At 61.7% G+C, this 20,979-nt stretch carries 22 protein-coding genes and 1 tRNA gene; 16 read left to right on the top strand and 7 right to left on the bottom strand.

All coding sequences use genetic code 11. The features are described from left to right. The first annotated feature begins 7 nt into the window (after window positions 1–7). The 3 genes from ACP2AV_RS12150 (at window position 8) to ACP2AV_RS12140 (ending at window position 1,668) form a co-directional block, all read left to right on the top strand. The gene (locus ACP2AV_RS12150; protein ID WP_426373004.1) at window positions 8–436 is read left to right on the top strand and encodes a GAF domain-containing protein; all 429 of its coding nucleotides are present in this window, start codon (window positions 8–10) and stop codon (window positions 434–436) included. Window positions 437–493: 57 nt separating this feature from the next. After that, complete coding sequence (locus ACP2AV_RS12145; protein WP_426373003.1) at window positions 494–916, top strand: DUF6314 family protein; 423 nt, start codon at window positions 494–496, stop codon at window positions 914–916. Window positions 917–1,080: 164 nt separating this feature from the next. Beyond that, window positions 1,081–1,668 carry a biotin transporter BioY gene (locus tag ACP2AV_RS12140; protein ID WP_426373002.1) on the top strand — a complete coding sequence of 196 codons (588 nt, stop codon included), beginning with the start codon at window positions 1,081–1,083 and terminating at the stop codon, window positions 1,666–1,668. Window positions 1,669–1,786: 118 nt separating this feature from the next. Here ACP2AV_RS12140 and ACP2AV_RS12135 read toward each other — a convergent pair whose 3' ends face one another. The 3 genes from ACP2AV_RS12135 to ACP2AV_RS12125 all read right to left on the bottom strand — a co-directional run bounded on the left by ACP2AV_RS12135 (window position 1,787) and on the right by ACP2AV_RS12125 (window position 4,744). Then, on the bottom strand, window positions 1,787–2,713 hold the full coding sequence (locus ACP2AV_RS12135; RefSeq protein ID WP_426373001.1) for a hypothetical protein: 927 nt from the start codon (window positions 2,711–2,713) through the stop codon (window positions 1,787–1,789). 220 nt (window positions 2,714–2,933) lie between these two features. Next, complete coding sequence (gene glnA, locus ACP2AV_RS12130) at window positions 2,934–4,340, bottom strand: type I glutamate--ammonia ligase (protein WP_426373000.1); 1,407 nt, start codon at window positions 4,338–4,340, stop codon at window positions 2,934–2,936. Window positions 4,341–4,405: 65 nt separating this feature from the next. Then, entirely contained in the window at window positions 4,406–4,744 is a 339-nt protein-coding gene (locus ACP2AV_RS12125; RefSeq protein ID WP_426372999.1) for a P-II family nitrogen regulator, read from the bottom strand. Window positions 4,745–4,913: 169 nt separating this feature from the next. On the opposite strand from ACP2AV_RS12125, the gene ACP2AV_RS12120 reads away from it, so the two are divergent. Next, the gene (locus ACP2AV_RS12120; RefSeq protein ID WP_426373091.1) at window positions 4,914–6,479 is read left to right on the top strand and encodes an NAD(P)H-hydrate dehydratase; all 1,566 of its coding nucleotides are present in this window, start codon (window positions 4,914–4,916) and stop codon (window positions 6,477–6,479) included. A gap of 69 nt (window positions 6,480–6,548) precedes the next feature. On the opposite strand, the gene ACP2AV_RS12115 is transcribed toward ACP2AV_RS12120, so the two are convergent. Then, complete coding sequence (locus tag ACP2AV_RS12115; protein ID WP_426372998.1) at window positions 6,549–6,851, bottom strand: hypothetical protein; 303 nt, start codon at window positions 6,849–6,851, stop codon at window positions 6,549–6,551. A 176-nt stretch (window positions 6,852–7,027) separates the two neighbouring features. Between ACP2AV_RS12115 and ACP2AV_RS12110 the strand changes: the two genes are divergently transcribed. The 5 genes from ACP2AV_RS12110 (at window position 7,028) to ACP2AV_RS12090 (ending at window position 12,303) form a co-directional block, all read left to right on the top strand. Further along, window positions 7,028–7,112, top strand: a tRNA-Leu gene (locus ACP2AV_RS12110). 246 nt (window positions 7,113–7,358) lie between these two features. Then, a complete protein-coding gene (locus tag ACP2AV_RS12105; protein ID WP_426372997.1) occupies window positions 7,359–8,282 on the top strand; it encodes a transferrin-binding protein-like solute binding protein in 924 nt (307 codons plus the stop codon). A gap of 164 nt (window positions 8,283–8,446) precedes the next feature. Next, window positions 8,447–10,087: a pentapeptide repeat-containing protein gene (locus tag ACP2AV_RS12100; protein ID WP_426372996.1), complete on the top strand. Its 1,641-nt coding sequence runs from the start codon at window positions 8,447–8,449 to the stop codon at window positions 10,085–10,087. A 102-nt stretch (window positions 10,088–10,189) separates the two neighbouring features. After that, window positions 10,190–11,524, top strand: coding sequence for a trigger factor (gene tig, locus ACP2AV_RS12095; protein WP_426372995.1), 1,335 nt, complete (start codon window positions 10,190–10,192; stop codon window positions 11,522–11,524). Window positions 11,525–11,883: 359 nt separating this feature from the next. Then, a complete protein-coding gene (locus tag ACP2AV_RS12090; RefSeq protein ID WP_426372994.1) occupies window positions 11,884–12,303 on the top strand; it encodes a DUF1330 domain-containing protein in 420 nt (139 codons plus the stop codon). 355 nt (window positions 12,304–12,658) lie between these two features. On the opposite strand, the gene rplI is transcribed toward ACP2AV_RS12090, so the two are convergent. The 3 genes from rplI to rpsF are packed head-to-tail and all read right to left on the bottom strand — an operon-like array spanning window position 12,659 to window position 13,906. After that, window positions 12,659–13,288: a 50S ribosomal protein L9 gene (rplI, locus tag ACP2AV_RS12085; protein ID WP_426372993.1), complete on the bottom strand. Its 630-nt coding sequence runs from the start codon at window positions 13,286–13,288 to the stop codon at window positions 12,659–12,661. An 11-nt stretch (window positions 13,289–13,299) separates the two neighbouring features. Next, the gene (gene rpsR, locus ACP2AV_RS12080; RefSeq protein ID WP_005982441.1) at window positions 13,300–13,527 is read right to left on the bottom strand and encodes a 30S ribosomal protein S18; all 228 of its coding nucleotides are present in this window, start codon (window positions 13,525–13,527) and stop codon (window positions 13,300–13,302) included. Between the two features lie 22 nt (window positions 13,528–13,549). Continuing rightward, on the bottom strand, window positions 13,550–13,906 hold the full coding sequence (gene rpsF / locus ACP2AV_RS12075; RefSeq protein WP_426372992.1) for a 30S ribosomal protein S6: 357 nt from the start codon (window positions 13,904–13,906) through the stop codon (window positions 13,550–13,552). Between the two features lie 256 nt (window positions 13,907–14,162). On the opposite strand from rpsF, the gene ACP2AV_RS12070 reads away from it, so the two are divergent. The 7 genes from ACP2AV_RS12070 (at window position 14,163) to ACP2AV_RS12040 (ending at window position 20,856) form a co-directional block, all read left to right on the top strand. Next, window positions 14,163–14,768: a hypothetical protein gene (locus ACP2AV_RS12070; protein WP_426372991.1), complete on the top strand. Its 606-nt coding sequence runs from the start codon at window positions 14,163–14,165 to the stop codon at window positions 14,766–14,768. Window positions 14,769–14,884: 116 nt separating this feature from the next. Beyond that, window positions 14,885–15,814 carry an ACP S-malonyltransferase gene (gene fabD / locus ACP2AV_RS12065; RefSeq protein ID WP_426372990.1) on the top strand — a complete coding sequence of 310 codons (930 nt, stop codon included), beginning with the start codon at window positions 14,885–14,887 and terminating at the stop codon, window positions 15,812–15,814. A 108-nt stretch (window positions 15,815–15,922) separates the two neighbouring features. Continuing rightward, window positions 15,923–16,660 (top strand): 3-oxoacyl-[acyl-carrier-protein] reductase, encoded by a 738-nt coding sequence (gene fabG / locus ACP2AV_RS12060; RefSeq protein ID WP_426372989.1) that lies wholly within the window; start codon window positions 15,923–15,925, stop codon window positions 16,658–16,660. Between the two features lie 267 nt (window positions 16,661–16,927). Further along, entirely contained in the window at window positions 16,928–17,161 is a 234-nt protein-coding gene (locus ACP2AV_RS12055; protein WP_426372988.1) for an acyl carrier protein, read from the top strand. A 493-nt stretch (window positions 17,162–17,654) separates the two neighbouring features. Then, complete coding sequence (gene fabF, locus ACP2AV_RS12050; protein ID WP_426372987.1) at window positions 17,655–18,914, top strand: beta-ketoacyl-ACP synthase II; 1,260 nt, start codon at window positions 17,655–17,657, stop codon at window positions 18,912–18,914. After that, complete coding sequence (mltG, locus tag ACP2AV_RS12045) at window positions 18,914–20,083, top strand: endolytic transglycosylase MltG (RefSeq protein ID WP_426372986.1); 1,170 nt, start codon at window positions 18,914–18,916, stop codon at window positions 20,081–20,083. The genes fabF and mltG overlap by 1 nt, the downstream gene beginning before the upstream one ends. A gap of 431 nt (window positions 20,084–20,514) precedes the next feature. Further along, window positions 20,515–20,856: a hypothetical protein gene (locus ACP2AV_RS12040; protein ID WP_426372985.1), complete on the top strand. Its 342-nt coding sequence runs from the start codon at window positions 20,515–20,517 to the stop codon at window positions 20,854–20,856. Window positions 20,857–20,979: the final 123 nt, after the last annotated feature.

The raw sequence follows: 20,979 nt of genomic DNA, 5'->3' as shown, positions 1-20,979 counted from the left end.
TGCTGTTTTGTCGTATGATCAGAAAATAGTGGATCGCGTTGCGCGGGATCTGCGCGAAAAGATCGGGGCCATGGCGGTTCTGGTGACGAAGGTCGAGCACGACCATCAGGTTATTCTTGGCGGCGAGGGTCTGGCCATTCCACCCGAGATTGCGGCGCATATGCCGTTGGACTTGTCGATCTGCCAACATGTCAAGGCCATGGACTTCCCGTTGCTGATCGAAGACGTGATGACGCATCCGCTGCTGACCAATCAGCCCATGATCCGAACCTTGGGGATCATGTCCTACCTTGGCGCGCCATACAGATGCGAACGCGGCAAACCGCTGGGCGCGTTGTGTGTGTTGGAACGTTCGCGCCGCACTTGGACTGACGAAGATCTGGCAACGGTCGTTGCTGCCGCGAAAGAACTTGACGGGTTGTTCGATCCGGAATGAACGCGGGCGGGGTTGTTTTGCATGGTGTCTGGTTTTCGGCTGTGAGATAGCGGCACCATGACGGATGGACTGCTGAGCCGATTTCAAGGGACATGGCACCTTGTGCGCGAGATCGAAGATTTCCGATCCGGCAAGGCGTTGCCGTTTGACGGGACAGCCCGGTTCGACGCGACCGGCCCCCAAGGAATGCAGTTGTCGGAAAGCGGCTGGCTGACTACCTTGCAGGGCGGGCGCGTGCACGCCGAACGCAGCTATGTCTGGCGATCCGGTGAAAACCGCATCGATGTGTTTTTTGCCGATGGGCGCCCGTTTCACAGCTTTGATCCGCGCCAATCCGACCCGTCCGCGCTACATGACTGCGCCCCCGACCGGTATGAAGTAACCTACCAATTTGCTGATTGGCCAGTGTGGCAAATGATCTGGCGGGTGCGCGGACCGCGCAAGGATTACCGCAGTGTCAGCCGGTTTTCCCGCCCTTAGCAGCGGTGTCAAACGACTTTGCAAATTTGCCGGGACGGTTTGCACTGATTTTGCATATTTGCGAGTTCAGATGAGCGCATCCGGCTTGAGGGCTTGCGATTAGGCCGAACCTGCGGCAAAACAGAGAAAATGAACAGGTGGAGTCCGCGAATATGGCATATGCAATGACAGATAAAGTACTGGCCGAAGCTTTCGGCCCCAGCGAAGGCGCGAAGCTGCGGATCAAGCAGGTGGCGCTGGTGGCGATCGGGATCATCGTGTTGGCCGTAGCGGCCAAGATCCGTGTGCCGATGTGGCCGGTTCCGATTACCATGGGCACGTTCGCGGTGCTGACGCTGGGCGCAGCTTATGGCGCACGTCTGGGTCTGGTAACGATCCTTGGCTATATCTTGATCGGTGCGCTCGGGTTTGACGTGTTCGCCGGATCGTCGGCAGAAAGCAACGGGCTGGTCTATATGATGGGCGGCACCGGCGGCTATCTGGTCGGCTATGTGCTGGCCACGGTCGCTCTGGGTTATCTGGCACGCATGGGCTGGGATCGCAGCTTTGTCAAAATGGCCGCCGCTCTGCTGATCGCCAACGTTCTGATCTACGTTCCTGGCGTGGCTTGGCTGGGTCAGCTCTATGGCTGGGACAAGCCGATCCTGGAATGGGGCCTGACGCCGTTCCTGGTTGGTGACGTGCTGAAACTGGTGTTGGCCGCGCTGCTGGTGCCCAGCCTTTGGGCGCTGGTCGACAAAGCCCGCCGCTGATCCTGGCGGGTTCCAACCCGCAGATCAAATTGCAGGAAACCCCAAGGGCGCAGCCACCCCGGCTGCGCCCTTTTCGTTGCCGTTACGCGGCAGCAAGCACCCCCTACGGGGATCTGGATCAGTTCGCGGCTGGCAGCACCGAAACGTCGATCTTGGCGATGGAATAGGCCACTGCGGGCGGCTGCATGACCTGACTTGCCAACCCGATACACAATGCCACCGCCGCCGCGATGCCTGTCGCGGCAATCGCCCTGCGCAGCTTGGATGCACGTGGGTTGGTCGTATCGACAGGTGCACGCGCCGCTGGCAGGGCACGGGCCCGGCAATGCGCGGTCAGCGTCATATGCCCGTCAACGCAGTGCCCTTCGATGCGGGCGGTGCGCGACGACGCCAGCATTGTGCCAGTCTGCGGCGCCGCACCGGTTTCAACCAGGCGCTGCAGTGATCCGAGCGCGATGCGTAGCATCTCGGCCCGGTCCAGCGGGGACGGTGCCAGCGTCAGCCCCACGCCAATGAAATCTTCGGCCCCGATCAGCGCAAGACGGTGCAGGGTGCGCCCTTCGGCGTCCATGCCGGCAGGGCTGATGACGGGGCGCACGAACAGCGCCCAAGGGTGCGTCACCCCCGCGATGTCCATGTATTGCGGCCCGGTCAGCAATTGGCCCGAAGCTGGCCAATGCAGTGCCATCGGCATCGCCGCGCGGGCGGCGCAACAGGCCAGCGCGTGAAGCAGGGTCAGCCTGTCCAGCAATGACCCGCTGCCATGCACGCACAGGCGAATGTGATTTCGGTGCCGTTCGACGGCATTGCCCAGCCCACCATGATTGTCCTGCATATAGGCCGAGTTCAGCGCTCCGGTGAAATCCGCGGCCGGGCAGGGCGACGGCACAGCGGCCCAGGTCACCACAAACGCCCCATCGGTCCAGCCGGTTTCGACTTGTTCGAACCCCTGGCTTGTCAGGTGATTTCCAAGGCAGTCATCGATTACAGGCAAGCCGCCCCCATAGAGCAGCGTCGCGGTCACGTCTGATGTGCACTGGGTCATGATCGATCCTGTCTGTGGATGCGAACATTGTGGGCCGCAAGCACGGCGGAATTGTGCCCGCTTTGGCGCATGCTGTTGGCAAGAGCGGATGTTTTTCAGGGCATTTGTTCCAAAGCCGAAATGGTAGGTTAACCGTGGCGTGATTGTCCTGCAATGCACGACGATCCACGCAACAAAAAGGGCGCCGCGATGGGCGCCCTTTTCAAGATATGCGACAGTATCAGCAGCTGTAGTACAGCTTGAATTCCATCGGGTGAGGCGTGTGCTCGTAGGCGTAAACCTCTTCCCACTTCAGCTCGCAGTAACCATCGATCTGGTCCTTGGTGAACACATCGCCGGCCAACAGGAATTCGTGATCCTTTTCCAGCTCTTCCAGGGCTTCACGCAGCGATGCGCAAACCGTGGGGATTTCGGCCAGCTCTTCGGGGGGCAGATCGTACAGATCCTTGTCCGACGGCGCGCCCGGATCGAGCTTGTTCTTGATCCCGTCGATACCGGCCATCAACAGGGCCGCAAAGCACAGGTAGGGGTTCGCCGACGGATCGGGGAAGCGCGCTTCCACACGCTTGGCTTTCGGCGATTCGGCCCAAGGGATACGCACGCAACCCGACCGGTTGCGGGCCGAATAGGCGCGCAGCACAGGCGCTTCGAAGCCCGGGATCAGCCGTTTGTAGCTGTTGGTCGACGGGTTGGTGAACGCGTTGAGCGCCTTGGCGTGCTTCAGAATGCCGCCGATGAACCACAGGGCTTCGTCCGACAGATCAGCGTACTTATCGCCAGCAAAAAGCGGCTTGCCGTCTTTCCAGATCGACATGTTCACATGCATGCCGGTGCCGTTGTCGCCCGAAATCGGCTTGGGCATGAAGGTCGCCGACTTGCCATAGGCCTGGGCCACGTTGTGGATGACATACTTGAACTTTTGCAGCTCGTCGGCCTGCTTGGTCAGGCTGTCGAAGATCAGGCCAAGCTCGTGCTGACAGGACGCCACTTCGTGGTGGTGCTTGTCGGTTTTCATGCCCATGTTCTTCATGGTGGTCAGCATTTCCGAGCGGATGTCCTGACCGTCGTCGATCGGGTTGACCGGGAAATAGCCGCCCTTGACGCCCGGACGGTGGCCGGTGTTGCCCATTTCGTATTCGGTGTCGCTGTTCCAGGATGCGTCCAGCGCGTCGACCTCGTAACCGACCTTGTTCATCGACACCGAAAAACGGACATCGTCGAACAGGAAGAATTCAGCCTCGGGGCCCATGTAGGCGGTGTCGCCGATGCCCGACGATTTCAGATAGGCTTCGGCCAGCTGTGCGGTGCCGCGTGGGTCGCGATTGTAGGGTTCGCCGGTGTCCGGTTCGACGACCGAACAGTGAATGCACAGCGTTTTTTCGGCATAAAACGGGTCCAGGTAGGCGCTTTCGGTGTCGGGCATCAGTTTCATGTCCGACTCTTCAATGCCCTTCCAGCCTGCGATCGACGAGCCGTCGAACATGAAGCCTTCTTCCAGGAAGTCCTCGTCGACTTCACTGGACATGACCGTCACGTGCTGCAGTTTGCCACGCGGATCGGTAAAGCGGATATCCACATAGGCCACTTCGTCGTCCTTGATGGTCTTGAGAACGTCTTTGATGCTCATTTTGACCTTGTCCCTTCAGATTTTAAATTGGTCATCAGCGCCCTGGGCGCGGTGAGTGGGGTGGATCAGAGCGCGTCCTGACCGGATTCGCCGGTCCGGATGCGGATGGCCTGCTCCACAGAGGAAACGAAAATCTTGCCGTCGCCGATCTTGTCGGTCTTGGCGGCCGCGACGATGGCTTCGATCGCGCCATCGACCTGATCGGCCGGGATGACAACTTCGATTTTCACCTTGGGCAGGAAATCGACCACGTATTCGGCGCCGCGATAGAGTTCTGTGTGACCCTTTTGGCGCCCGAAGCCTTTGACTTCGACCACCGACAGACCTTGAACACCGATCTCTTGAAGTGCCTCTTTTACTTCATCAAGCTTGAACGGCTTGATGATCGCCTCGATCTTTTTCATCGGCTATCGACTCCCTAAGAATTGCTCAATGGGTGAAAATCATGTCTCAATCACCGCAACAATTCGTGGCGGCAGACGGGACAGGACTCTGCACAGGGAAATTCCCCTTGCGCGCAGTTTTTATGCAAAATGGTGAAAAAATGTGCAACGTAAAAACTTTGGGGTGGGGATGACCCAGGTCCTGACCGCCAGCCAAATGCGCGCCGTGGAAAAGGCGGCGATCGACAGTGGCCAAGTGACGGGGCTGGCGTTGATGGAGCGCGCCGGGCGCGGCGTGGTCGACGCGATTTTCGATGAATGGCCCGACCTTGCGAAAACGTCTTTCCGGGCCGTTGTTCTATGTGGGCCCGGCAACAATGGCGGCGACGGGTTCGTGGTGGCGCGGCTGCTGAAACAGCGAGGCTGGCAGGTTGACGTGTTTCTGTTTGGCGATCCGGACCGGTTGCCTGCGGACGCCCGGCAGAATTATGCGAACTGGCAAAACCTTGGCACCACGCAGGCGTGGAATGACAAGGCGATCAAGGAACGCCTTGACGCATCCGATCATGACCTGGTCGTGGACGCGTTGTTCGGTACGGGTCTGACGCGCGCAATGCCCGATGACACAACCCAGACCTTGCATGCGATTTTGCCGCGTGTGCTGAATGTGCACCCGTCCGAGCGGCCGAAATACGTTGCCGTGGATATTCCCAGTGGGCTGTGCAGCGATTCGGGCCGGAACCTAGGCGGCGCGTGGCCCGCCGATCTGACGGTATCGTTCCACTGCGCGAAAGTCGGGCACGTCCTGGCACCCCAAGGTCCGCCGCAGGGCGGGGCGCCGTGGTGCGGCAGGGTTGTCGTGCATGACATCGGTCTGGATCCGCGACCAGTCAAAGGCGCGGCGCGCATATGTGCGCCGCTGACATCTGCGTTGGCCAAGGCCCCGACAGGCCATAAGTACAGCCACGGCCACGCCCTGATCCTTTCCGGCCCCTCTGCCAAGACCGGCGCGGCGCGGCTGGCGGCCCGGGGCGCGTTGCGGATCGGCGCGGGGCTGGTGACGCTGGGCTGCCCAAATGAGGCGTTGGCCGAAAGCGCCGCCCATATGACCGCCATCATGTTGGCCCAGATTGGTGACACGGGGGCTTTGGACGCGGTCCTCAAGGACGAACGGATCAACGCGCTCTGCCTTGGGCCAGGCTTTGGGATCGAACGTGCGTGTGCGTATGTGCCGCCGATCCTTTCGTCGGGCCGGGCGACGGTGCTCGATGCTGATGCGCTGAGCGCGCTCAGTCAGAGGCCCGCGTTGATGGCAGGCTTGCATGAACATACCGTCCTGACCCCCCATGCGGGTGAATTCGCGCGCCTGTTCCCGGATATCGCCGAACGGCTGCAGGGTGCGGTCAGCAAAGGCCCGGCCTATTCCAAGGTCGACGCGACGCGCGACGCGGCCAAGCGCGCCCGTTGCGTGGTGCTGTTCAAGGGCCCTGCGACGGTGATTGCGGCCCCCGATGGCCACTGTGCGATCAACCCGGCCAATACCCAGCATGCGGCACCCTGGCTGGCCACCGCCGGGGCGGGCGACGTGTTGGCCGGGTTCGTCACCGGGCTGCTGGCGCGCGGGTTTGCGCCAATGCAGGCGGCCCAAACCGCCGTCTGGCTGCATACGGCGTGCGCGCGCGCGTTCGGTCCTGGTCTGATCGCCGAAGACTTGCCCGAACTTTTGCCGCAGGTGCTGCGCGATATCGGGGCGTAAACGTGCAACGGCCCCGCATGGGGGCCGTCCGTGAGTGGATTTTTTGCGTGAGTGGATTTTGATTTTGTCTTAGTGCAGGTAGGGTTGGCCGGTCCGGGCCGACACCTGCAGGCCGTCGGCGTAAATCACCTCGTCCCCGTCAAAGCCCAGGACAAAGCGCTTGGGCGCCGGGGTGTCGACGCCGCGCAGAACCTTCATGCCCGAGCGGGTGATAACGCGATCCCCCGGCGACAGGAATTCAATCGGCAGGGCGCCGTCGGCGGTCAAAACCTCGGTCCCGGCGCTCAGCCCTTCGTGAAAAGCGGGATGGTCAGACGTGACGGCAAGCGCGCTGTCGAAACCGGCTTTGCGGAGCGGAAGTTGAATGGTCATTTCTGGCCTCACCTTATTTCTGCCCTGATTTTTTGCCCAGACTATGGCAAGAATTGGTCGCCAAATCTGATTTCTTTGTGGCGGAATGTGTCATTTTCCGGGTGCGTGACGAATGGGACTCAGGTGTGTTTTGCCTCTCGCCAAGCGGTGCTGGCTTTGCTAAGACGCGCGCCAATGCGGGTGTGGCGAAATTGGTAGACGCACCAGATTTAGGTTCTGGCGCCGCAAGGCGTGGGGGTTCAAGTCCCTCCACCCGCACCAATCCCCGACCGCCTGACATGGGTGCGCCCGCTTTTTCATGGCCGCCGCGCCCCCGCGATCCCTTGTGGAAAGTCTGCGCTCACCCCGGCTGCCGATCCGCGTCAATCGTGGCCGAACAAGGAAACGCTGTGTTTCCCCGGTGACAGGCAGAACAATACGACAAAGGCGCGTGATCTTGTGGTGGAATGGCCCTAAGGTTTGTCAAAGCGCGGGACGTTGCCGGCGATGATTTCGGGGAGTTATGATATGTTTAACAGGTATCCAGCTTTGATCGGCTGCGCGTTTCTGGCCGCATGCGGCGGCGGGGCGGGCAGCCTGCCGGGCGCGCCGACCGGGCCAGAGGTGAATGCGATTGCAAAGGACCAGACGCTTGGCATCGAGCGGGTCAACCTGCCCAGTTCGCAAACCTATGCGACGTTGTTCCAGGACACCGGCACCGGTCAGGTGATCATCGAAGGGGTCGGGGCCTATACCACTGCCAACGCGCCGTCGGGTGCACCCGAATATGGCGAATACGTTTATGGCCTGCGCGATCTGTCCAATGGGAACATCGCGATCACAGACACCAAAGTCGTTCTTGTCGACAACGATGGGCTGACGACGGTCGGGGGGGCGTCGTACTACGGGTCAAGTCTGGCCGGCCAGTACCTGGGCACCGGCACGCGCACCGCCATCGACCAGAGCGGCTATGATTACGTGCGCATCGGCTCGGCGCGGTTGGGCGACAATTCCGAATTTGACCTGGTCTTCGGTGTGTCGAGCATGCCCGATGATGTGCCAACGACTGGTTCGGCCGATTATACGACGGGTGACGCGCTCTTGATCCTGACAACGGGTGGAATCAGCGCATTCGACGCGGGCGCCGCCAGCGCCAGCGCCGATTTCGCCAGTGGCACGGTCGACCTGTCGGCCATGACAGGGACCAAAATCAGCGCCTTCGAAGAAGCGCGCGCCACCGGGCTGACCATTGACGGCAACACGTTTTCCGGCGGCACCGTCACGCTGCACGACAGCAGCGGCGCAGACATCACAGCCAGCGTTCTGGGCACCGTGTCCGCGGACGAGGCGGCGGGCATGTTCTACGGCCCCGGCGCGGATGAACTGGGCGCCTATATGCTCAGCGTCGGCGACAGCGCGTCGATCAACGTTTATCTTGTCGCGCAGGACTGACCGCACCAACCGCGCGCCAAACCGCATTACCGAAACGCCCGTACCCGCCGGTGCGGGCGTTTTTCCTGGCGCTGGACGATTTGCAAAGCCCGCGCTTTGCAGGGCAGGGCGCGCGGGCTAGGCTGGGGCATTGATCCAGTGACCGTTTGCCCGAAAGCCATTTCATGCCCGCCGACCCAGCCCGCTTGCACGACCCCACCATACCGGCCCACGACATTATCGACACACGCGACGACACGGTGCGACTGAATGACGGCACCACGTTGAAACGTGCCGATAAAAACCCGTGGTATGTTCTGATGACGATCTGGGGCGAGCAGGAAAAGCGCTTTCCCCGCGACAATCTGCACCAAAAGAACCGAACGACCTGGAACCGTTGGCATTGCGGGCATTTGCCCGATGCCGACAAGCAGGAATTGATCGACATCACCGGCTTGCCACCCGGGGACTTTGTCCCCCTGACGACCAAAGAGGAAAAAGCGTTGGCCGACGCCTTCGCCAAGCGACTGGGGCCAAAGGCGGTCTTGCCCGCGCCAACAGAGGACATTCGCCTGGGCCCCATCAGCTTTGCCAAAACGCTGTGCCTGGACAAAATGGTCGTGCGATTCGGGCGGGTTCCCCGGTTCCACATCGCGGCGCGGTTTTCGGCCGTGGGCACGGTGTTCATGGGGCGCGTCCAGTGGAGCAATCTGATCGTCAAAGAGCGGTTCAATGCGCGATCGGCCGTTTTCATGGGCAGTGTCAATTTCCGGAACGCGCAGTTTATCGGGACGGCAGATTTTTCGAACTGCCGCTTCCGCGATGTGGCCGATTTTTCGCGCGCGCGGTTCGGCGGGCCTGCGTTCTTTGGCGGGGCGCATTTTGATGGCACCCTGACCGTCAGTTCGGCGGTTTTCGAAACCTCGGCGTCGTTTCATGGCTGCCAGGCCGATGCGAAGGTGTCGTTCGTGTCCACCCGGTTCGAAGGGGAAAGCGCAGCCGTCTTCTCGGAAGCGAATTTTTCGGGGACCGTCAATTTTTCGCAAGCCACTTTTGAACCTGATGCCCTGTGCTTTGGCACGGTCTTCAAGGGGGGCATCAATCTGCAACGGGCGCAGTTTCTGGCCAAGGCCAACTTTTCAAATGCGACCATCGAACGCTATCTTTGGTGCACAAAAACGTCGTTCTGTACCGAGTTTCCGATGCTGAACGCGGCTTTGTTGCCCGAAACCATCCAGGTTTATGGCGAAGACGAAGGCGATGTGGATGTTCCCGGTGATGTTGCCAGTGATGTCACCGAGCGGCGAAGGTTCTGGCCCGCGCTCGATGCGATCGACCCAAGCGAATGGCGCCAGGCGCGCGGCATGGCCGCGATTTTGCGCCACGCAATGACCAAGCAGGCCCTGCCGGACGAAGAGCATTTCTTTTTTCGCAAGGAAATGTGGTTCAACGCGCGGATCGGGACCCTATGGCAGTGGTTGCCCTACCGCGTGTTCGAAGTGGTGTCCGAATTTGGCTATTCGATCTGGCGGCCCGCGATGTTCTTGCTGGGGGTGTTCGTGATCCCGGCTTTGATCCTGATGACAGCGTTCGAATGGGGCTGTTTTCGCGCGGTGGACTGGTGCGCGCCGGATCTGCCCAATCCGCTGGGGCTGTCCTTTGCCAACACGTTCGGTTTTTTCGGGTTTCACCGGCTCTATTTCATCGATTTCCTGCGCGCCGCACCCGGCTGGATGAAACTGCTGTCGGGGGCGCAAACCGTGCTGGGCTTTGTCTTTCTCTTTTTCCTTGGGCTTGGGCTGCGTACGCGGTTCCGGCTGCGCTGACGCGCTTTCGTCTTGCATGGGGGCGCGGGCGTCTCTAGAAGGGCGCTGATTTAGATGGGGCTGCGTGCGCGTGGCCGGATGAAGACGTAAAAGGACGCCAACATGCAGGTCACCGAGACCCTCAACGAAGGTCTGAAGCGCGGCTATCAGATCACTGTCACCGCCGACGAACTGGAGGCCAAGGTCACTGAAAAGCTGATCGAAGCCCAGCCCGAGGTCGAGATGAAGGGCTTTCGCAAGGGTAAGGTCCCGATGCCGCTGCTGAAAAAGCAGTTTGGCCAGCGCCTGCTGGGCGAAGCGATGCAGGAAGCTGTCGATGGTGCGATGAACGAGCATTTCGAAGCAACGGGCGATCGCCCCGCAGCCCAGCCCGACGTGCAGATGGAAGCTGGCGAAGACTGGAAAGAGGGCGACGATGTCGTTGTCAACCTGTCCTACGAAGCGCTGCCTGACGTCCCCGACACCGACCTGTCCGACATCAAGCTGGAAAAGATGGTCGTCAAAGCTGGCGATGACGAAGTGGAAGACGCGCTCAAGAACCTGGCCGAAACGGCGCAGGATTTCGAAGACCGCAAGAAGGGCAGCAAGGCCAAGGATGGCGACCAGGTGGTGTTCGACTTCCTGGGCAAGGTCGACGATGAACCGTTCGAAGGTGGCAAGGCCGAAGAATACCCGCTGGTGCTGGGTTCAGGCAGCTTTATTCCGGGCTTTGAAGAGCAGCTGGTCGGCGTCAAGGCGGGCGACGAACTGGACGTGACCGTGACCTTCCCCGAAGACTACGGCGCGGAAAACCTGGCCGGAAAACAGGCCGTGTTCGAATGCAAGATCCACGCGGTCAAGCAACCCAAGGCTGCTGAAATCGACGACGAACTGGCCAAGAAGTTCGGCGCCGAAGATTTGGCCGCCCTGAAGACCCAGGTGTCCGAGCGTCTAGAGGCCGAATATGCTGGCGCCGCGCGCGCTGTCATGAAACGCGCCCTGCTGGATGAGCTGGACAAGAAGGTTGACTTCCCGCTGCCCGAGGGGCTGCTGGACGCCGAAGCCGGCCAGATCGCTCACCAGCTCTGGCACGAGGAAAATCCTGACGTCGAAGGCCACGATCACGACAAGGTCGAACCCACCGACGAGCATAAGACGCTGGCCGCACGCCGCGTCAAGCTGGGCCTTTTGCTGGCCGAACTGGGCCGCAAAAATGACATCGAAGTCACCGATGCCGAAATGACCCAGGCCGTGATGAACCAGGCCCGCCAATACCCCGGCCAGGAACGCCAGTTCTTCGAATTCGTTCAGCAGAACGCGCAGATGCGTCAGCAGCTGCAGGCCCCGATCTTTGAAGACAAGGTCGTGGACTGGGTGTTCGAGCAGGCCGAGACCTCGGAAAAAGAAGTATCCAAAGAGGATCTGCAAAAGGCCGTGGACGCGTTGGACGACGAATAACGCGTACAATGCCGAGCCAGTGAGGGTCGCCGCCACAACGGCAGCCGCCCCTTACAGGCTTTTTGTACAATGAAGAATCCCGCAGCGTGATCGCGCTGCGGGGTTTTTTGTTCGATGCAGGGGCAGCCAGAGACCCGTCTATTCGGTGGCCCGTCCGGCCGCGTCCTGCAGGTCGCTTTTCATTCGTCTCGGCAGGATTCGGGCCAACGCTGTGTCATCGCGTGCCACGTTCCAATCCGTTGATAACCCAATATGGCTTTGCTGATCGTGTGGCGTGACCGGGCGGTCAAGCAACACGCCTTTACATTACGTGAAATAGCCTGAATTATCCACAAACGGCGAAAGCAGGGGGGTATGCCATGACCGAGCACTATGTTGGCTTTGACAAAGCTACATTCGAGGCGTTCAAAGGCGTCGACCGAACGGGTCCGATCCATATGCTCAACCTCATCAAGCTCAAGGATCAGGCAACATATGACGATGGGCGCAGTGCCACCGGGGCCGAAGCCTATGCCGCCTATAGCCGCGAAACCGGGTCGATACTTGAACGTGTCGGGGGGCGGATTGTCTGGCGCGGCGCGATGGAGATCATGCTGATCGGCCCGAAAGACGAACACTGGGATCTGTGTTTTATCGCCGAATACCCGTCGGTTCAGGCGTTTATCGATATGATCTATGATCCGGAATACCGCCGCGCGATGATACACAGGCAAGCGGGGGTCTTGACCTCGCGTTTGGTGCGGACAGAGCCTTTGGGTGGCGGCGACACCTTCGGATAAGCCCCGCACGGCTGGAAACCGCGGTTGGTGTGAATGCCGGTTGCTACCGCGCCCCCACCGCGTTGGCGACATCGGCGCGGGTCTGTGCGCCATTCTGGTGAAAACCCGGAACCTCTGGACCGACCCTGCAAACCGATAATGATGCGCGCTACGCCTTTGGCACGCGCGCCAGGCGGCATCAGTTTTTCGATTACTTGAGCGCGTATTCTAAAGCACCGCCACCGGGTCGGCGTCAGCGTTGGCGCGGGGATGGCCAAGGTGGCGCGTCAGACTGATTGACCGGCCTATCCTGTGGCGGCAAAGAAAAAGGCCGCCCAGCGGGGGGCGGCCTTTGACATGTCTTGCGCGTAGAAGATTAATCTTCTTCGGGCTGCTCTTCGCTGGTGCCGCTTTCGTCGGCGGTGTCCAGCAGATCGTCGTCTTCGGACGCAGCAGCGCCGAGGTCGTCGAAAAGTTCGGCCACCTCGAAATCGGCAGCGGCTTCCTCTTCGGCGGCCAGTTCCTGGATCGACTTGCCCTGCGCCTGCAATTCAGCTTCTTCGCTGGAGCGGGCAATGTTCAGGGCGATCGTGGCTTCCACTTCCGGGTGCAGCACGATGGTCACGTCGCGCAGGCCCAGTTCCTTGATCGGCGCACCGATGACGACCTGCTTGCGGTCGATCGACAGGCCGTTTTCCTTGGCCACGGCTTCCACGTCACGCGGGGTGACCGAGCCATAGAGCGACCCAGAGTCCGACGCCTGGCGAATCACCACCAGCGTTTCACCATCCAGACGGGTGGCCAGCGCTGCGGCTTCTTTCTTGGAATCCAGGTTGCGGGCTTCCAGTTCGGCCTTTTGACTTTCAAAGGCGTCGATGTTGGCCTGGCTGGCGCGCAGGGCCTTTTTCTGGGGCAACAGGAAATTGCGGGCGTAGCCTTCTTTGACTTTCACCACATCGCCCATCTGGCCCAGCTTGGCCACACGTTCGAGAAGAATGACATCCATGGGGTCTCTCCTTACTTCACGGCGTAGGGCAGCAGGGCGAGGAAGCGGGCGCGCTTGATGGCACGGGCCAGTTCGCGTTGCTTCTTGGCCGAAACGGCGGTGATACGGGACGGCACGATCTTGCCACGCTCGGAAATGTAGCGCTGCAAAAGACGGGTGTCCTTGTAGTCGATCTTGGGTGCGTTATCGCCCGAGAAGGGGCACACTTTGCGACGGCGAAAAAATGGTTTAGCGGCCATGACTTAGGTCCTTTCCTTCAGATCAGTTCCGGCGGCCGCGACGGTCGTCGCGTTCGTCACGTTTCTGCATTTGGATCGACGGGCCTTCGGCGTGTTCGTCGACCTTGATGGTCAGCACGCGCATCACGTCGTCATGCAGGCGCATCAGGCGTTCCATTTCCTGAACGGCTTCCGACGGGGCGTCGGTGCGCAGGAAGGAATAGTGGCCCTTGCGGTTCTTGTTGATCTTGTAGGCCATCGTCTTGACGCCCCAATACTCGTGATCCACGAGTTTTCCGCCATTGTCGGACAAGACGGCGCCGAAGTGTTCGATAAGCCCTTCGGCCTGCGCGTTGGACAGGTCCTGACGCGCGATAAAGACATGCTCATACAGCGGCATGATCGCTCCAGTTCTTTCAAGCGCACTTCAAAGGTTCGGCCAATGCCATCCGGGGCCGAACCACGAGAGGTCGCGCTGTTTCAAATGCAGTGCGGATGGACCCGCGCGTTATACAGGGATCGGGGCGGCGATCAACCCATGATCGCGGCGCGCTGGCGCCCAGAAACGGCCGGCACGAAAATGCACCGAGGCGGCCCAATTCTCGCCTGGATTCGACTCCAGTGTTCGTGGGGGGCACGAGGTAGGAGCAGGGGACATGACCATCGCGCAGACGACAGCGAAACCGGCGGGCGGATATCAGTCCGAACCAAGAAAGTTGAAATCGGTCACGCTGCGGTCGACATATTGGGGCTATATCCTGGTTCCCAATTCGGCTGCGAACCGCCGCGCGTCGGTGGTTGAGGTCCTATGCCTGTTCTTTTCGGTCATGCTGATCATTGCCGGCCTGGGCCAATGGATCCTGCCCGGTGCGACCACAGGGCCAGAGGTTCTGGGGATCAAGGCCGGGGCGACCCTGGTTTTTGTGCTGCTTGGCGGTGTGTTGATGTGGTACGCACAGCGTGGGCTGGCGACCGAAGTGCAGATCGATCTGGTCGAAGGTCAGGTGCGTCTTGTGGCACGCAACCGGCGCGGCAAGGCCCGGGTGCAAACTGCCATGGATTTCGACGAAGTGGGCAGCGCGTTTATTCATCGCAGCCACGCCCCGTTCGTTCCCAGCCGCCTGTTCCTGCGTTATTGCGATACCGAAGTGCTGATCGAAGTGGCCTGTGGCCCCGAAGCCGAACTGGAAGACCTGCTGGACCGGCTTGCAGCCGATCTCGTGGCGCCGCCAAGTGCCGTGCGCCGGGCCGACGCCGCCTGAAGGCTGCCCGAACCCTGCCCGAACCCCGGCCGAATTGGCGCGCACGCACGCACATACTTTACCCCAAACGCGCCACAGGCTAGACCGTTCTGCAAAGCAAAAGCAGGAGGGGCGGCATGAGCCGAGCATTCGTATTTCCCGGACAAGGTGCGCAGACGATCGGTATGGGTAAGGCCCTGGCCGATGCCTACCCGGCGGCAAAGGCCGTGTTCGACGAGGTGGACGAGGCCTTGGGTGAACGCCTGTCGGCCCTGATCTGGGAGGGCGACCAGGAAAAGCTGACCCTGACGCAGAACGCGCAGCCCGCGCTTATGGCAACCTCACTGGCCGCGATGCGCGCGCTTGGGGCCGAAGGGGTCAAGATCACAGATGCCGCGTTTGTCGCAGGCCATTCGCTGGGCGAATATTCGGCCCTTTGTGCGGCCGGCGCGCTGAGCGTGGCAGACACTGCGCAGCTGTTGCGCACCCGCGGCAAAGCGATGCAAGAGGCCGTGCCAGTCGGGCAGGGCGCCATGGCGGCGCTTCTGGGTCTGGATTTCGCGACCGCTACCAAGGTGGCCGAAGAGGCCGCGCAGGGCCAGGTCTGCCAGGCGGCCAATGACAATGACCCCAGCCAGGTCGTGGTGTCCGGCGACAAGGCGGCGGTTGAGCGCGCGGTCGATCTGGCCAAGGCGGCCGGGGCCAAGCGCGCCATGCTGCTGCCGGTCAGCGCCCCGTTCCATTGTGCATTGATGGCCCCCGCGGCCGACGTGATGGCCGAGGCTTTGGCAGGCGTGAAGATCCAGGCGCCCGCCGTGCCCCTGGTGGCAAACGTGCGTGCCAGCGCTGTCAGCGATCCCGATGAGATCCGCGCGCTGCTGGTCGAGCAGGTCACCGCGTCGGTCCGTTGGCGCGAAAGCGTGGCGTGGATGGCCGCCCAGGGCGTGGACGAGATCTGGGAGATTGGCGCGGGCAAGGCACTGTCGGGCATGATCCGGCGTATTGCGCGCGATATCGCCTGCAGCCCGGTGGGCACACCCGAAGACGTGGCCAAGGTGACCGGCTGACCGCGACAGGGACAAGCGGGGCAGGGGCCGGGATGCTGCCGCTGCGGGCCCGTCAGGCCCCTTCACCCGGGGCTATTTTGGAACACAAGAAAAGCAGGACTGCGAAACATGTTTGATTTGACCGGAAAGAATGCACTTGTGACGGGCGCGTCGGGCGGGATCGGCGGGGCGATTGCCGTCGCGCTGCATACGGCTGGGGCCACGGTGGCCCTGTCGGGCACGCGGCAAGGCCCGCTGGACGATCTGGCGGCCAAGCTGGGTGCACGCGCGCATGTGTTGCCGTGCAACCTGAGTGACGCCGACGCGGTCGATGCCCTGCCCAAACAGGCGGCCGAAGCGATGGGATCGGTCGATGTGCTGGTGAACAACGCTGGCATCACGCGGGACCAGATCTTCATGCGCATGTCAGACGAGGATTGGGCCCAGGTGCTTGAGGTCAACCTGACCTCTACCATGCGGCTGTGCCGCGGGGTCATGCGCGGGATGATGAAGGCGCGGTGGGGGCGGATCGTCAATATCTCCTCCATCGTCGGGACCACGGGCAATCCGGGGCAGGCGAACTATGCCGCGTCCAAGGCTGGCATGGTCGGCATGTCCAAGTCGATCGCCTATGAGGTCGCCAGCCGCGGGATCACCGTGAACTGCGTGGCGCCGGGCTTTATTGCCACTGCAATGACCGACAAGCTGAACGACGAGCAGAAAGACGCCATCAACAAGCAGATCCCGGCCGCCCGCATGGGCAGCCCCGAAGAAATCGCCGCGGCGGTGTTGTACCTGTCCAGTCCCGAAGCGGGCTACGTGACCGGCAGCACGTTGCATGTGAACGGCGGCATGGCGATGATCTGATCTGCATCTTGCGCAAAAACGCGCAAATATGCGACGATCTGGGGGTCCGCGCTTGGTTTCAGGCACAGGCAATACCACCTGCTGCACGGTCTGCGTGCATGCCGGACAAACCATTTGCCACGGCGCGCGAGTGTGCTATAGGCGGCGCAGATCAAAGGGGCGCAATATGCCGTCCAGGCGTGGGGCGCTTGTCCCGGCCAGAACCACCGGCCGCTGGGCCACAAGTCTAATCGGGCGTCAGGCCCCGAGGTAACGTGAGGAAGAACCATGAGCGACATCGCAGATCGCGTAAAGAAAATCGTCGTCGAGCATCTGGGCGTTGAAGAGGATAAGGTCACCGAAAGTGCGTCGTTCATCGACGATCTGGGCGCCGATTCGCTGGACACGGTCGAACTGGTGATGGCGTTCGAAGAAGAATTCGGCATCGAGATTCCCGATGACGCCGCCGAAACCATCCAGACCTTCGGCGACGCGGTGAAGTTTATCAAGGAAGCTTCCTGATCCGACGCTGATCCTTTGTCAGACCATTGATGGCCGCCCCGAGAGATCGAGGGCGGCCGTTTCTTTTTGGGCCGTTTCTTTTTTGGGCCGTGGCGCAGTGTTTGCGCCGGTGCAGCCACAATCCGGCACCTGACCCCACGCCATGAACGGCAGAGCGTGCAGGGCCCAACCGGAGCGCTATGCAGGCGCGCGGGTCAAGTCCCCCGGTCATGGCGATCGGTGCACGCATCGGTTGTCAGTGCGATGGGTCGGTGCGTTGGCCAGCCCGCCCGGCCCAGCCCCCCGCAAGCGCCGTTCCACAGGCGCCCGGCAAAGACGCGCCGCACCCGGCGCCGAATGCACTGGGGCGCGCTCATCCTCTCAGGTCGCGGCGGCTCAAGGCGCACAACCGCACGCTGGGCGCGCAAACCCGCCATCCGCGCGCGCTGCCCCCTTTTCCCCGTTCCAAATGCCGTGTAATCAGTAGCGAGGTAAGAACAAGGGGGGCAGCAGCATGCGCCGAGTGGTCGTCACTGGATTGGGAATGGTTTCGCCTTTGGCCTGCGGGGTCGAAGAGACGTGGTCGCGGCTATTGGCCGGGCAAAGCGGGGCGGGGCCGATCACCAAATTCGATGCGTCCGGCGTGACGACGAAATATGCCTGCGAAGTGCCCTACGGCGACGGGTCCGACGCCACTTTCAACCCCGACGACTGGATGGCGCCGAAAGAGCAGCGCAAGATCGACGAATTCATCCTGTTCGGGATTGCGGCCGCCGAGCAGGCGCTGGTTGATGCCGACTGGAAACCCGAAGACGAAGAAGATCGCCTGCGCACGGGGGTCATGATCGGATCAGGGATCGGCGGGCTGCAGTCAATCGCCGAGACCGCTGTGTTGATCAAGGAAAAGGGGCCGCGCCGCGTGTCGCCGTTCTTTATCCCCGGATCGCTGATCAACCTGATTTCGGGACAGGTCAGCATCAAATACGGTTTCAAGGGCCCCAACCATGCCGTTGTGACGGCCTGTTCCACGGGCGCGCATGCCATCGGCGATGCCTCGCGGCTGATCCAGCTGGGCGATGCGGATGTCATGGTTGCCGGCGGCGCCGAGGCTGCAATCTGCGAAATCGGCATTGCCGGTTTCAACGCCTGCAAGGCCCTGTCGACCAAGCGCGAAGATGACCCCCAAGGTGCCAGCCGCCCCTACGACGAAGACCGCGACGGCTTTGTCATGGGCGAGGGCGCGGGCATCGTGGTGCTGGAAGAATACGAACACGCCAAGGCGCGCGGCGCCAAGATCTATGCCGAAGTGGCGGGCTATGGCCTGTCGGGCGACGCCTATCACATCACCGCTCCGTCCGAAGATGGCGATGGCGGCTATCGTTCGATGCAGGCGGCGCTGAACCGGGCGGGCATGACCCCGGCGGATGTCGATTATATCAACGCCCATGGCACATCGACGATGGCGGACGTGATCGAACTTGGCGCGGTCGAGCGTCTGATGGGCGATGCGGCGGCAGGGGCCACCATGTCTTCGACCAAGTCGTCGATCGGTCACTTGCTGGGCGCGGCCGGCGCGGTCGAAGCGATCTTCTGCGCGCTGGCGATCCGCGATCAGGTTGCCCCGCCGACGATCAACCTGGACAACCCGGCGCTTGAGCCCAAACTGGACCTGGCCCCGAATGCCAAGCGCGAGCGTGAAATCAACGTGGCCCTGTCCAATTCCTTCGGGTTTGGTGGCACCAATGCGTCGCTTGTGCTCAAGAAAGTAAGCTGATGTGGCGCAACATCGCGTCTAACGCGCTATCGCTGTTGGTGGTAGCGCTGTTCGTGCTTGGCGGGGTCATCCTGTGGGGGCAGAGTCAATATAAGTCCGCCGGTCCGCTGGATCAGGCGATCTGCCTGCGCGTTCCCCCTGGCAGCACGATGCCCCGCGTGTCCGAGGACCTTGAAGCGCAGGGCGCGATTTCAAGCGGCGCGATTTTCCGCATGGGGGCGGAATATTCCGACAAGACCCGCCAGCTCAAGGCCGGGGCTTTTCTGGTGCCTGAAGGTGCCAGCATGGAAGAAATCGTCGACATCGTGACCCGCGGCGGCGCGTCGACTTGCGGCACGGAAATCATCTGGCGGGTGGGCGTGCGGCGCAACCTTGTGCAGGTGCGTGAACTGGATCCGGCCACGAATGATCTGGTAATAATTGCCGAATTCGTCCCCGGCCCGGACGGCGACGAGGGCGATGCGATCCCGGCCGAATACGAAACCCGCCGGGCGCAGGCCGACACGCGTCTGATCCTGGACGTGGTGCCGGGCGTCACCAGCTGGCAGGTGATTGACGGGCTGCGCAGCTCGGGCTTTGTCGACGGGGTGCCCGACACGGTGCCACCCGAAGGATCGCTGGCCCCGCGCGACTACGAAATCCGGCGCGGCGACACAGGCGCGGACCTGATCGCCCGCATGAGCGAGCTGCAATCGCAGCGCCTGGCCGAGGCATGGGCGAACCGGGTCGACGGGCTGCCCTATGACAGCCCGCAAGAGGCGCTGATCATGGCGTCCATTGTGGAAAAGGAAACCGGCCTGCCTGACGAACGGCGCCAGGTGGCCAGCGTTTTCGTGAACCGTTTGCGTCAGGGTATGCGCCTGCAAACCGATCCGACGGTGATCTACGGGGTCACCAACGGGCGGGGCATTCTGGGGCGCGGCCTGCGCCAGAGCGAGCTGTCGCGCGAGACGCCATATAACACCTATATCATCCCCGGCCTGCCGCCGACGCCCATCGCCAACCCGTCACTGGCCGCGATCGAGGCGACGATGAACCCGGCCGACACGCCCTATATTTTCTTCGTGGCAGACGGATCCGGCGGACACGCCTTTGCCGAAACGCTGGCCGAGCACAACAAGAACGTCGCCCGCTGGCGCCAGATCGAATCCGAACGCGCCCAGCAATAGGCGTTCCCCCCGTCGCCCGGCCCGCCCTTGTGGTGCCCACCCTGTAGTGGCCGGCTGGCCCGGCTGTGGCGGGCCCCCTTGCCAGTAACCCCTGACGCCCCCCCCCCGCGACCCACAATGCGGGGCGCGGGGCCATCGTACGGTGGGGGGCATCCAAAAAAACATGGCGACAAGGGTCATTAACCTTTTCGCGAATGCCATTGTTTTCGCGCGGCAAAAAGTTAACGCGCGCCGGATCTGCCGCGCGGCGCGCAGGGGTTAACGCCCGATTTACGTTAGATTTCTTGACTGGCAGGGGGAATTCCGGCACCCTTTTCCCAGCTAGAAGACATGACGAGCGGTTGTTGGATGACCCCAAACAATGGGGCGCCGGGGCCGCTTTTTTTTCTTGTCACTCATGCGGAGCAAAAAAAGCATGAGGCACTTCATACATGGCACAAATACCCACCCCCCCCGAGGCGGCCGATCGCTCGTCGATCCTGGCCGTTGCCCATAAATCCTTTTGGCGCGCTGCGACGTATCTCGATCAGCAAATTGACCAGGCGCACCGGTCCGATCCCGGTGACTGCCCGCTGATCACGCGCCAGATTCTGGATTTCGACAAAAACCTGACTTCGGTGCTCGACAAGATTGCAAGGGTCGAAGCCGAACGGAACAAAGACAAAGGTGACCAAAATGGCGTACAGCTCGACCTCGACCATGCGCGCGAAGACGTACAACTCCGCCTGGCTCTGCTCGCAGCGCATATCGGTCAGGACGAAGTTTCTGGATGAGCTGATGGAACAGGCCCCCAAGACATTGGGGGCCTTGCCCTACCTTTTCGATTTCTGGGCGATGGATCACCAGATCCCGCCCGAAGGGGATTGGAAAAGCTGGGTGATCCTTGGCGGGCGCGG

Source organism: Aliiroseovarius sp. PTFE2010 (assembly GCF_049943335.1).
In the GTDB taxonomy this organism is placed as follows: domain Bacteria; phylum Pseudomonadota; class Alphaproteobacteria; order Rhodobacterales; family Rhodobacteraceae; genus JBNFVY01.
The sequence above is the reverse complement of the archived record's forward strand: the minus strand, read 5'-3'. Positions and strand labels throughout refer to the sequence as shown.